This window comes from Micromonospora sp. NPDC049900 (genome assembly GCF_044461025.1).
GTDB lineage: Bacteria > Actinomycetota > Actinomycetes > Mycobacteriales > Micromonosporaceae > Micromonospora.
In genome coordinates, this window is record NZ_JBITKM010000014.1 from 71,629 (window position 1) to 83,753 (window position 12,125).

The following is a 12,125-nucleotide window of genomic DNA, read 5'->3' on the forward strand; positions in this document are numbered from 1 at the left end:
GCCCTCGCCCCCCCCTCCACCCCCGCGCTGGCCGGCCCCCCCCGCCCCCCCCCGGGCCCCCGCCCCCCCCCCCCCCGCGCGCCGCCCCCCCCCCCCCCCGCTCCGGTACGTCAGCTCCCGCCCGCGCGAGGCGGCATCGTGGTTCCGCATGTGGTGTCCCGCGAACGGTCGGGGCCAGGCGTGGATTTCCGGACGGCGGGGTATTGCGGCGGCCATGAGCGCGAGTGTGGTGGTGGATCCGGACCGGCCGCCGGCGCCCGACCTGGCGGTCGGCACGGTGGCGGTGGTGGCGCATCGGAAGAAGAGGCTGGGCGGCGGCCTGGACGAGCTGCGCGCCGCGTTGGTCGGGGCGGGAGTGCGGGACCTGCTCTGGTACGAGGTGCCCAAGAGCCGCAAGGCACCGAAGAAGGTGCGCAAGGCCCTCGACCGGGGCGCCGAGCTGATCTTCGTGTGGGGCGGCGACGGGATGGTGCAGCGGTGCGCCGACACTCTTGCTGGCACCCGGACTCCGATGGCGATCCTGCCGGCCGGGACCGCCAACCTCTTCGCCGGCAACCTCGACATCCCCGAGGACCTCCCGGAGGCGGTCCGCATCGGCCTGCACGGCCGACGGTGCCGCCTCGACCTGGGGCGGCTCAACGGGGAGCACTTCGCGGTGATGGCCGGCGCCGGATTCGACGGCGACCTGATCCGGGAGGCGGACCGGGACATGAAGGGTCGCCTCGGTCGGCTCGCGTACGTCTGGACCGGCCTGCGCCACGTCCGGGGGGAACTGACCCGGACCCGGGTCACCGTCGACGGGGACCTGTGGTTCGAGGGGGACGCGAGCTGCGTGTTGTTCGGCAACGTCGGCACGATCACCGGTGGCATCCCCGCCTTCGACGATGCCCGTCCGGACAGCGGCTCGCTGGAGATCGGTGTCTCCACCGCCAGCGGTGCCGTCGACTGGGCGCGCACGCTGGGCAAGATGGCCACCGGCCGGTCCGAGGACGCGAAGTTCGTCCGGATCACCCGGGGGCGCAAGGTCAGGGTCCGCTTCGCCGAGGCGAAGACGTACGAACTGGACGGCGGTGCCCGGTCGCGGACGAAGCGCCTGAAGGTCAAGGCCGTACCCGCCGCACTGACGGTCTGCTGCCCCGACGGGGAACCGGTGGCCGCGCCACAGTGAGCCGGCGCCGCACCATGGCGGCGGCGACGAGGCAGACGACGGCGGCGAGGACCAACGGTGGCCGCCCGCCCAGCAGGACGGCGGCGGAGCCGAGCGGGATCGCCGCCGCGATCGGTCCGAACATGATCGTGTTGGCGGTCGCGGCGGCGCGACCCAACAGCTCGTCGGGACTGTGCATCTGCACGGCGGTGACGGCGGCGACGACAGCCCACGGCAGGCCGCCGCCGGCCACCACCGAGGCGGCGACCACCGCCGGCCACCAGGGCAGGCAGCGGCCCAGGCAACTCACCGCGAACAGCGCCGTGCCGAGGGCGGCCACAGTGGTCGCTCCGAACCGGGCGATCAGCCGACCGGAGACCAGCCCTCCGGCGACCGAGCCGAGGCCCTGCGTGCTGAGCAGCACACCGAGGAACGTCGCCGGCAGGCCCAACTCGTCGGTGACGACGGCGTACCCGGCGGCGGTGGTGAAACCGGACGCGGCGATCGCCACGCCCGCGAGGATCACCGGCAGCCGTGTCGACGGCGACGCCCACACGACGGCGAGGCCGGCGCGGACACCGGTAGGCCGGGACGCGACGGTCCGTGCCGGGTGCCGCAGCCGGAGCAGTGCATACAGGACGGCGGCCAGGGCGGGCAGCGCGGCGGCGAGCAACGCGACGAGGTGGCCGCCCTGCCATGCGTACAGACCGGCACCGGCCAGCGGAGCGACGAGTTTGACGCCCTCCTGGGCGCTGGACCGCCAACCGTTGACGTGGCCCAGTTCGTCGGGTGACAGGGCGGCCGGGAGCAGGGCGCTCTCGCTGGCGTCGACCAGTACGTACGCGACGCCGTACACCGTGGAGACGCAGAACAGGAGCCACACCTGACCGGGTCCGCGGACGGCCAGCAGGGTCGGCAGGACGGCGGCCAGGATCAGGTTGACCGCGATGACGAGCGGTCGGCGGGGGAGCCGGTCGACCAGGACGCCGCACCAGGGACCGGCGAGGGTGGGGGCGTACACGCAGAGTCCGGCGAGGGCGGCGAGGCTGCTGGAGCGGGTCAGATCGAGGATCCAGATCCCGGTGACCAGGGCCATGGCGCTGCCGCCGCAACCGGAGAGCACGGAGATCGTCACGAACAGGATCGCGTTGCGCCGCACATGCCGCTCCAGGGTTGAGTCGAAGTGACTCACAGCCTCGACCCTTGAGTTGGCCAGAGGCAATATCGCGGAGCCGCGTCAACGGTGTGTTGACAGCGCGGCGTCGAGGTGTCGGGCGATGGTGCGTACCGGGGTCGGCAGCCGGTGGGCGGCGCGGTGCAGGTCGGCGGCGACGTGCCCGGCGAGGTCGTACAGGGCGCCGGGCGCGGCCTGAAGCGCCAGCGCCGTGGTGTGTCGGGTCAGTGCGGCCCCACGGAAGCGGCCGTCCCAGCGGCGATCGGTCGCTATCCAGCGCTGTAACCCGCTGAGCAGGGCGCGGAGCGCGGCGACCTCGTGCGGCCAGCGCCGGTCGGACTCGGCTCGCCGCGCCCGGCGGCGGGCGGCCAGCCGCTGGCGACGCTGTTCGGCGGCCTGCCGACTGCCGAGTCCGAGCGCCTCGGCGATCTGCTGCCAGGCCGCGCCGGCCTGCCGGGCGCGGTCGATGAGGTCCAGCTCCGTCTCGTCCAGCCGGTCGCGGGCGGCCGGGACGCCGGCCAGGTCGCCGAGTGGATCCTGCACGTGTCAACGTTATCTTGACAGCAGTGCGGCGGGTCGCCCGGCGGCGACCGGGCCGGCCCGCCGCTCAGGCGGCGGCGGAATCGCGGCGCGCACGCTCCGCGGCCCGACTCGGCAGCGCCGCCTGCGTCGACCATCCGCTCTGGCGCGCCGGTGCCACCTGCGCCGTGCCGCCCTGCGCCAGGACGAGTGCGCGTTGGGCCTGCTGCCACGGCGCGCACGGCCACTCCTGGCCGGCGCAGAGCAGGTGGGCGCAGTCCCCGTCCTCGGCCGGTGCGTGCGCGTCGGCGACGTGCAGGGCGAGTCTCCACAGCAGCGGATCTGTGACGTGTTCGGGGCGCTCGTGGGTTGTATCGGGCCGCTCGGTGGTGTATTCGGACATGCGTTGTCCCCCCTCGTTGTCGAGCTTCCCGTTCCTGGTCTCCACTCTGCGCCCAGGTCAAACGCCTACCGCCGGGTCGGCGGGTGAGGCGGGCGTGACAAATTCGGCCCCCCGGGATTATTGACAGTGGTCGCTTGTTGCGTGAAAGTTGTGCGCAATCGATTACCCTCCACATCCGACGTGTGACGCTGCGCAATCGGTGACGCGGGCGGCGTCCACTCCGGACGCTCCGTGCCGCCCGCTGCCAGCGAACCGAGGTGGCTGAGGCGCGGGGCGACACCCACCCCATCACCTCCGCGCGCCGAGAAGGGGCCACGAGCCTCATGTCCGAGTTCCGTACCCGTTCCCCGTGGCGACGCCGCATCGCCGTCTCCTCCGTGTTGGCGGCCGGCGCGGCAGTGCTGCTGGTCAGCCCCGCCGCCGCCATCGTTCCGCAGGCCGCCGCCCCGACCGCCAGGACCGCCGCCACGATCGACTCGGGCACGTCGTCTGTGCCGCCTGTGTTGCAGTCGCGTTTTGCCGGAGTCGGCACCACATCGTCGGTCGGTGGGTCGGAGGCGGTGCGGTCGACATCGGACCGTGCCGCGGCGCGTGACCGCATCGTCCGGCCGCTGCCCACCGTCTCGCCGGGATCGCCCGGCGCATACAAGGTGGTGACCGGCGAGCTGTATCCGCGCCACGTCGCCTTCGAGCAGGTCAAGGGCACGCCGGCCGGCCATTCGGTGTGGCAGGTCCGGTACGGCATGACGTATGTGGGCGGACTCGTCGGCGAGACCGAGGACGTCGAGTTCCAGGTCCTGGACCGTGCGGGCTACGGCACCATCGACAGCGCCGGAGCCTTCGCGGGCACCCTGGACGGGCTGGAGGGCGGGTTCGTCTTCGAGTCCGACGGCAAGCAGAGCGCCGACGGTACCTTCACGATGAACTTCGTCATCACGCCGGGTACCGGCTACGGCAAGCTCACCGGGGTGACCGGCAGCTTCACGGTGGTGGCGACCCGCGACCACTGCGGACCGAGGGACACCCCGGAGACGTGCGAGACGATGGTCTCGTACAGCCTCGGCTACAGCCTTCCGTAACCCGGAAGCCGCGCACGGCGCCGCGTTCGGCCCCCGTCACGACGGTGGGTCGGACGCGGCGTCGGTGCTCAGCCGGGTGGGCGCACGCCGGCTGTCCATACTTCGGGACGATTGACAGATGACCTTCGTCAGGTGAGAGTGATCCGCAACCTGATCACTCCTACCTCTCGACATGTGACGCTGCGTAATCGGCGATGCGGGCGGTGTCCATGTCGGACGCACCTGGCCGTGGCTGTCACCGGAGCTGAGACAGCCCAGGTGAGGTGCGAACCCCCACACCCCCACCGCACGCCGAGAAGGGGCCACGAGCCTCATGTCGGAACTCCGTACCCGTTCCCGGTGGCGACGCCGGATACCCTTCTCCGCCGCGCTGGCCGCCGGCACGGCCGTGCTGCTGCTGGTCAGTCCGGCCTCGGCCGTGGTGCCGCAGACCGCCGCGCCGGGCGCCGAGACCCCCGCCGACCTCGGCCGGCTGGCAGACGAGCAGACCAGCGTGATCGAGGTGGTGGTGGCCGACACCACCGAGCTGGACGCCCTGGTGGCCACCGGCGTCGACCTCGACCACCACGTCCACCACACCGCCGACGGCATCGTGGTGCACGCCGTGGTGACCGGCAACGAGGTCGCCACGCTGACCCGGGCCGGTTTCACCTTCGGCAAGGTGCTGCACACCGAACAGGACGCGCAGGACCGGATCGCCGAGCGGGAGGCGACCATCGCCGCCCACCTGGCCGACAACCGGGAGTTCTCCGGAGCCGCCGTCGCCGCCCGGTCCGCCGCCTCGGACGTCAGGATCATTCGTGCCGACTACTACACCTCGGGGGACACCCAGGTGCTGTCGGTGGAGGCGAAGTGGGCGCAGGGGCAGACCGCCGCCACCGCGCTGACCGTCGAGCGGGACAGCGGGCCGGGCACCGAGTTCGGCTCCGGCGGCACGCAGAACATCACCCGGTTCGTCGACGCCGGGGTGTACCTCTACCACCGGGGCGCGGCGCAGGTGACCAGCCGCCCCGACTACGTCCGGATCACCAGCCCGACCGGTGACGTGGCGGTGGCCAAGGTGCACGAGTGGCTGCCCATCCCGGACACCGACCCGGAGGGGCCGGGCTACCAGAAGGACTTCGTCACCAGCTACCTGACCCCCACCGAGCTCTACGACCGGATCAAGGCGATGTCCGCGCAGTACCCGGAGATCTCCGAGATCGTCGAGCTGCCGCACAAGACCAACGGCTACCGGCGCAAGGCGCAGGCCGTACTCGGCACCGCCAACGCCAGCCGCGTCGGCGTCGACTCGCTGGCCTGGGGCCACCAGGGCGGCAACGACATCACCGTCGAACTGGCGAACCCCGGCACCGCGAGCGCGTCCCTGACGGTGACCGTGACCGGCAACCAGGTCCGCGTCGGCCTCGCCACCGACGCCGCCGGCACCGTCACCAGCACCGCCGCCGAGGTGGCCGCCGCGCTCAACGCCCAGGCGGGCACGCTGCTCACCGCATACACCTACCGGGGCAACGCGGGCGCGGGCGTGGTGGCGCCGGCCGCACCGACCGCGCTCTCCGACGGCCTGTCCGCGCCGACGACGGTCTCCCGTGACCCGCACCCGGTGTACGCCATCCGGATCGGCAAGCACCGCGACGGCTCCAAGTTGGGCGTACTCGCCTACGCGCAGGAACACGCGCGGGAATGGGTGCCCCCGTTGGTGACCATCGAGACCGCCGAGCGGCTGCTGCGCAACTACGCGCACGACGCGAACACCCGCGAGCTGGTGGACAACCTCGACATCTGGATCGCGCCGTCGATCAACCCGGACGGCGGGCACTACTCGTTCTACGACTTCAACTCGCAGCGCAAGAACATGACCAACCACTGCACGCCGGAGACCTCCGGGGACTTCCTCGGCCGGACCTCCTGGGGTGTGGACAACAACCGCAACTACACCGAGTACAGCCTCTTCGACGGTTACTCCGGTGCGTCCCCGAGCTGCACCAGCGGCACGTACGCCGGGCCGGACGAGCTGTCCGAGCCGGAGAGCCGCAACGTCGACTGGCTGGCCTCCCGGCCGAACGTCAAGTTCTCGATGAACCTGCACTCCTCGGGCAACTACTTCATGTGGTCGCCGGGTTCGTACGCCACCCCGGGCCGGGTCTCCGCCCCGCGTCCGACGCTGGCCGAGGAGTCGCTGTTCTGGGGTGCCTCGTCGCGGATCCTGACCGCCATCAAGCGGCACCGTAACCTCGCGGTCACCCCGGCGCGCACCGGCCCGATCGCCGACGTGCTCTACTCGGCGGCCGGCAACTCCGGTGACATGCTCTGGTACAAGTACGGCATCTACGCCTGGAACTTCGAGGTCGGCACCTCCTTCCAGCCGACCTGGACCTCGGCCCGCGAGGAGACGCTGGAGTTCTCCAACGGCCTGGTCGAGATGCTGCGGGTCGCCCGCGACTTCGACACCGACGAGTCGGCGCCCACCAGTTCCGTCGAGGTGGCCACCAGCGCCACCGAGGGCTCGGTCGACGTCACGTTCTCCACCAGCGAACCGGCGGCGGTGTTCTACACCCTCGACGGCAGCCGGCCCACGTTCGAGTCGACCCTCTACGGCTCGGCCGGCATCCGGGAGGGCGGCGAGACGCTGACCGTCCCGGTCGGCACGACCGTGCACTGGTTCTCGGTGGACGCGGCGGGCAACGTGGAGCGCGGCTACCAGCCCGACGGTCAGGACGACACCTACAACCGCAAGCGGCTGACCGACCCGAACGCCGAACCCGAGGTGCCGGTGACGGTCACCGTGCAGGCGCGGTGTGTGGCCGGGAAGGCGTACGTGGCGGTGCAGGCGCGTAACGACCATGACGGTCCGGTGGACGTGGTGTTGGAGAGTGCGTACGGGCAGCGGTCGGTGTCGGCCGTGGCTCCGGGTGCGAGCGCGTTCCAGCAGTTCACCACGCGTGCCGCGTCGGTCCCGTCCGGCACCGCCACGGTTCGGGCCACCGGCACGGTCGACGGTGAGAGCGTCACCACCGTCGTCACCGCCGACCACGCTGCGGTCAACTGTGCCGCCGACCCCCGCCAAGCCCAGTGACCGCGAACGACACGGAGAAGCAGATGAGAACGGACAATCGGAAGCGGTTGCTGGCGGCGGGTGCCGCCGGGGCCCTGCTGGTCGGGTCGGTGGCGATGGCCGCGCCGGTGTCGGCCGATCCGGGTGACACCGGTGACGTGACGGTCACCGTCGACATCGAGGAGCTCGTGGAGCCGGGTGTGCTGGCGATGTCGATCGCGGGCGACTCGGTGGCGTTGACCGAGGACGGGTCGACGCTGCTGGTGCGTCAGTTCGTCGGCGGTCTGCCGACGGTGACGGTCACCGACACCCGCACCGCCGACGAGGTGCCGTCGGGTGCCGCGTGGGCGGTGCTCGGCAGCGCCACCGACTTCACCGGTGGCGCGGGTCAGGAGCCGATCGGCGCCGGGCACCTGGGCTGGAAGCCGCGTCTGGTCGACGGTGGTGACACCGGTCTGGTCAGCGAGGGTGAAGAGGTGGTGACGGTGTTGGACGAGCCGACGCAGCCGGGTAACAACGTGGGTCTGGTCGACCAGGAGTTGCTGGTCTCGACGTTCGACTCGGGTGCGGTCGCGGGTGGGGCGTACTCGGTCGACGCGGATCTGTTCCTGCGGACCCCGGCGGACGTGGCCGCGGGTGAGTACACCTCGACGTTGACCCTGTCCCTGTTCGAGTGATCCACCGAGGGCGGGGCCGCCGAGCCACGGCGGTCCCGCCCTCAGCATCACGGCCGTGACCTGGCCGAAGGGCGACCCCTGCGGCGGCCGGGAACCGGTGGGCGCGATGATGGACGGGTGAAGATCCTGTCGATCCAGTCCTCGGTCGCCTACGGCCACGTCGGCAACTCGGCCGCCGTGTTCCCGCTGCAACGGCTCGGGCACGAGGTCTGGCCGGTCCTGACCGTGCACTTCTCCAACCACACCGGCTACGGCGCCTGGCGCGGACCGCTGCTGGCGCCCGCCGACGTCGCCGAGGTGATCGCCGGCATCGCCGACCGTGGGGTGCTTGGCGACGCCGACGCCATCCTCTCCGGTTACCAGGGCGACCCGGCGATGGGCGCGGTGATCCTCGACGCGGTGACCCTGGTCAAGACCGCCAACCCGGACGCCGTCTACTGCTGCGACCCGGTGATGGGCGACGTCGGCCGGGGCATGTTCGTCCGGCCCGGCATCCCCGAGTACCTGCGTGACGTGGTGGTGCCCCGGGCCGACATCGTCACCCCGAACCAGTTCGAGCTGGAGTTCCTCGCCGGCCGGTCGACGCACTCGCTCGACGACGTGCTGGCGGCGGTCGACGTGGTACGCGCCACCGGCCCCCGGCACGTCCTGGTCACCAGCGTGCTGCACGGCGACGCGCCGCCCGACTCGCTGGAGGTGGTGGCCGTCTCCGACGAGGGCGCCTGGGCGGTGACCACGCCGCTGCTGCCGATCAGCCCGAACGGCGGCGGCGACGTCACCGCCGCGCTCTACCTGGCGCACCTGCGCAGCACCGGATCACCCGCGACGGCGCTGGAACGCACCACCGCCTCGATCTTCGCCGTGCTGGAGGCGACGCTCGCGGCCGGCACCCGCGAACTGCAACTGGTCGCCGCCCAGGACGCGATCGCCGACCCACCGGCCCGGTTCCCCGCCCGCCGCCTGCGGTGAGCGCACCGCCCCGGTCCCGGTGACCGGAACGCCGGAGGCCACCTCCCCCGGCTCGTGGGGAGGTGGCCTCCGGCGGGACCGGGGCCGGGGGAGGACGGCCCCCGGTCCGTCTAACCGGCGCGGCAGGACGCCAGGACGCCCACCACACCGACCCCCGGGTCACGCACCGGCAGCCGGGTGGACGCGGCCGGGCAGCGGGGGACTGTCAGGTCGTAGATGCCCCGACCGAACGTCGCCGCCGTGAGTTGCCGTGACGGCTCGTGGTACCGCAGGTACATCACCGCCGCCTTCGGCAGGGCGGTGCCGAGCGCGGCCCACTCGCCGCCGTTCCACGCCGACACGAACACCCCCACGTCGGTGCCGACCAGCAGCAGACCGTCGGCCGTCGGGATCACCGAGTTGACCGGCGCGTCGGGCAGGCCCCGACCGATGTCGGTCCAGGTCCGGCCGCCGTCGCGGGTCATCATCACGTGCGCCCGGTCGCTGCCGGACCGGAAGGCGGAGAAGGTGGCGTACGCGACGTTCGCGTCCTTGGGGTTGACCGCCACCCGGGTGACCCAGGTGCCGGGCAACTGGGCCGGGTCGACCTGCTGCCAGTTCGCGCCTAGGTTCCGGGTCCACCAGAGCCGGCCGTCGTCGGTGCCCACGTAGAGCGTGGCGCTGTCGCTCGGCGCGGCGGCGACGGTGGTGATCGTGCCCCACGGGTAGCCGGACGGGTCGTTGGGACCGCCGCCGGTCAGGTCGGGACTGATCGCCGTCCAGGTCCGGCCGTTGTCCGTCGACCGGTTCACGATGTTGCCGGCGTAGTACATGACGTTCGGGTCGTTCGGGTCGAACTGGAGCGGGGTCAGCCAGTTGCGCCGCTGCGAGGTGGTCTGGCCGGTCCCGATCGACTGGCGCGGGGTGCCGCCCGCGTTCTCCGAGCGGTAGCAGGCACCGTACTGGCTGCACCCGAAGACGATGTTCGGGTTCTCCGGGTGGATCAGGGTCTGCAACCCGTCGCCGCAGCCGATCGCGTTCCACGGGCCGCCGACGCCGTTGTAGCCCCGGTTGCAGCCGTTGTCCTGGGTGCCGCCGACCTTCAGGCTCGGATCGGTCTGCGCCACGTCCACCGTGTAGAACTGGGTGTACCGCTCGTCGACGGCCTTCACCCAACCGCTGGCACCGTTGGTCTCCGAGCGGTAGACGCCGCCGTCGTTGCCGAGGTAGACCCGGCTCGGCACCTTCGGGTCCCAGCGCATCACGTGCTGGTCGGCGTGCACGCCGCCGACGGAGGAGAAGCTCCGCGCACCGTTGGTGGAGCGCATCAGGTTGACGCCCATCAGGAACACGTGGTCCGCGTCGCCCGGGTCGACGAAGATCTTCCCGAACCACCAACTGAACGTCGACTGCGACGCCTGGCTGGTGCTGACCGGCGTCTGCGTCCAGGTGTCACCGCCGTCGTCGGAGCGGTAGAACGCCCGGAACGGACCGAGGGCGGTGCCCACGTACGCGTACAGCCGCTGCGGGTCGTTCGGTGCCAGGGTGAGGCCCCACCGGCCCTGGTCGGCGTCGGTGGGCAGGCCGGTGGTCATCCGCGCCCACGTCTCGCCGCCGTCGTCGGAACGCCACAGGCTGGACCCCGGCCCCCCGTACGTGCGCTGGTGCGGCTCGCGCAGGTGGTCCCACATCGCGGCGTACACCCGGTCGGGGTCGGTGGGGTCGATCACGACCTCGGTGGCGCCGGTGGTGTCGTTGGGCGGGGCGAGCACCTGCCGCCAGGTGTCGCCGCCGTCCTCGGTCAGGTAGACGCCCCGTTCGCCACCGGGCACGAACAGGTTGCCGCTGGCCGCCGCGAAGACGCGGTCCTCGTCACTCGGGTCGACGGCGAAGCGCCCGATGGCGTGGCTGTCGGCCAGGCCGACGCGCTGCCAGGTCGCGCCCCGGTCGGAGGAGCGGTAGACGCCGTCCCCGCCGAAGGTGATCGACCCGCCACCCGGCTGCGCCTCACCGGTCCCGGCGAACAGCACTCCGTCGCTGGTCATCGCGATCGCGCCGATGGCCTGCGCCCAGCCGTCCGGCCAGGCCGGCGTGAAGGTGGCTCCGGCGTCGGCGGAGCGCCACACGCCGCCGGAGGCCGCGGCGATGAAGATCTGGTCGGGCACCTGCGGATCCACCGCGATGTCGACCACCCGGCCGCCGATGTTGGCCGGACCGAAGAAGGACCAGGGCCGCTCGGCCAACGGGCGGTACGCGCTGCGGGTCCGGGTGGCGAGCCGGTCGGCCTCGCCGCGGGCCCGGGTGTACTTGACGACCGACAGGTCCCGGCTGCCGTCGCTCATCCGCTGCGCGGTCATCCACTCGTCGGGGACCTCCATCGGCCCGGTGGGATAGCTGGTGGCCAGCGACGGGGCGGCGGGTGGGACGGTGGCGGACGACGCCGTCAACGCGACCGTGGCGAGCAGCGCGACCAGCGCCGTCGCCGTCAGTCCGCGATGTCGTCGGACGAAGGTGGCCCTCATGCGGTCTCTCCTGATCCGAGCGCGGAAAATGCTGTGTGCGCAGGCTAGACAGGAGATCGGCGGACGTCACCGAGCAGGTGTCGGGAAACGCGCCATCCGGTTAGGACATCTGTCGAGGTCGATCAGCCGCCGCTGCGGAACTCGGGCAGTCCGGCGTCGTCGGAGTCCGGCCCGACCATCACGGTGAGCGTACTGCCGTCGGCGCAGAGCGCCGAGGCCCGTAGGTACATTCGGCGCTGCCCGGCCCGGGTCAGCACCTCGGTCTCGAAGATCTCGTCCTCGATCTTGAGCAGGTCGATGTCGGCCCGCTGCTCGTAGTGCGCGCGGACGTCCAGCGGGGACATCCGGACGGTCGCCTCCACCGTGGTCAGCACACCCTGCCGCACCACGCTGGTGACCCGGGCGCCGTCGGGCAGCGCCAGGCCGGGCACGCCCGCGTCGACCTCCGGGTCCTCGTCCAGCGGCACCCGGTCGCAACTGGGCAGGTTGGCCAGCAGGTCCCGGGGTCCACCGCCGGGTGTCTCGGCACCGCCACCACAGGCGGCCAGCACCGGCAGCAGCGCGACGGTGACGGCGAGCAGACGCAGTCTCACCGCAGCAG

At 72.2% G+C, this 12,125-nt stretch carries 10 protein-coding genes; 5 read left to right on the top strand and 5 right to left on the bottom strand.

Annotated features, from left to right (window positions below; translation table 11 throughout):
- Positions 1-214 precede the first annotated feature (214 nt).
- A complete protein-coding gene (locus ACIBMZ_RS24740) occupies positions 215-1,168 on the top strand; it encodes a diacylglycerol/lipid kinase family protein (RefSeq protein ID WP_396697643.1) in 954 nt (317 codons plus the stop codon).
- On the opposite strand, the gene ACIBMZ_RS24745 is transcribed toward ACIBMZ_RS24740, so the two are convergent.
- From ACIBMZ_RS24745 to ACIBMZ_RS24755, 3 genes are all read right to left on the bottom strand, one after another.
- The gene (locus tag ACIBMZ_RS24745; RefSeq protein ID WP_396697793.1) at positions 1,101-2,306 is read right to left on the bottom strand and encodes an MFS transporter; all 1,206 of its coding nucleotides are present in this window, start codon (positions 2,304-2,306) and stop codon (positions 1,101-1,103) included. The genes ACIBMZ_RS24740 and ACIBMZ_RS24745 overlap by 68 nt on opposite strands.
- A gap of 78 nt (positions 2,307-2,384) precedes the next feature.
- Positions 2,385-2,864: a hypothetical protein gene (locus ACIBMZ_RS24750; RefSeq protein ID WP_396697645.1), complete on the bottom strand. Its 480-nt coding sequence runs from the start codon at positions 2,862-2,864 to the stop codon at positions 2,385-2,387.
- 64 nt (positions 2,865-2,928) lie between these two features.
- Positions 2,929-3,243, bottom strand: coding sequence for a hypothetical protein (locus ACIBMZ_RS24755; RefSeq protein ID WP_396697647.1), 315 nt, complete (start codon positions 3,241-3,243; stop codon positions 2,929-2,931).
- Positions 3,244-3,566: 323 nt separating this feature from the next.
- Between ACIBMZ_RS24755 and ACIBMZ_RS24760 the strand changes: the two genes are divergently transcribed.
- From ACIBMZ_RS24760 to pdxY, 4 genes are all read left to right on the top strand, one after another.
- Positions 3,567-4,322 carry a DUF3224 domain-containing protein gene (locus ACIBMZ_RS24760; RefSeq protein ID WP_396697649.1) on the top strand — a complete coding sequence of 252 codons (756 nt, stop codon included), beginning with the start codon at positions 3,567-3,569 and terminating at the stop codon, positions 4,320-4,322.
- Positions 4,323-4,635: 313 nt separating this feature from the next.
- Positions 4,636-7,398: a M14 family metallopeptidase gene (locus ACIBMZ_RS24765; RefSeq protein WP_396697651.1), complete on the top strand. Its 2,763-nt coding sequence runs from the start codon at positions 4,636-4,638 to the stop codon at positions 7,396-7,398.
- 23 nt (positions 7,399-7,421) lie between these two features.
- Complete coding sequence (locus tag ACIBMZ_RS24770) at positions 7,422-8,054, top strand: hypothetical protein (RefSeq protein WP_396697653.1); 633 nt, start codon at positions 7,422-7,424, stop codon at positions 8,052-8,054.
- Between the two features lie 117 nt (positions 8,055-8,171).
- The gene (pdxY, locus tag ACIBMZ_RS24775; RefSeq protein ID WP_396697655.1) at positions 8,172-9,023 is read left to right on the top strand and encodes a pyridoxal kinase PdxY; all 852 of its coding nucleotides are present in this window, start codon (positions 8,172-8,174) and stop codon (positions 9,021-9,023) included.
- A gap of 110 nt (positions 9,024-9,133) precedes the next feature.
- Here the strand turns inward: pdxY and ACIBMZ_RS24780 are convergent, their stop codons facing one another.
- Together ACIBMZ_RS24780 and ACIBMZ_RS24785 are read right to left on the bottom strand one after the other, a co-directional pair.
- Positions 9,134-11,524 (bottom strand): WD40/YVTN/BNR-like repeat-containing protein, encoded by a 2,391-nt coding sequence (locus ACIBMZ_RS24780; protein ID WP_396697657.1) that lies wholly within the window; start codon positions 11,522-11,524, stop codon positions 9,134-9,136.
- A gap of 122 nt (positions 11,525-11,646) precedes the next feature.
- Complete coding sequence (locus tag ACIBMZ_RS24785) at positions 11,647-12,117, bottom strand: hypothetical protein (RefSeq protein WP_396697659.1); 471 nt, start codon at positions 12,115-12,117, stop codon at positions 11,647-11,649.
- Between the last annotated feature and the right edge of the window lie 8 nt (positions 12,118-12,125).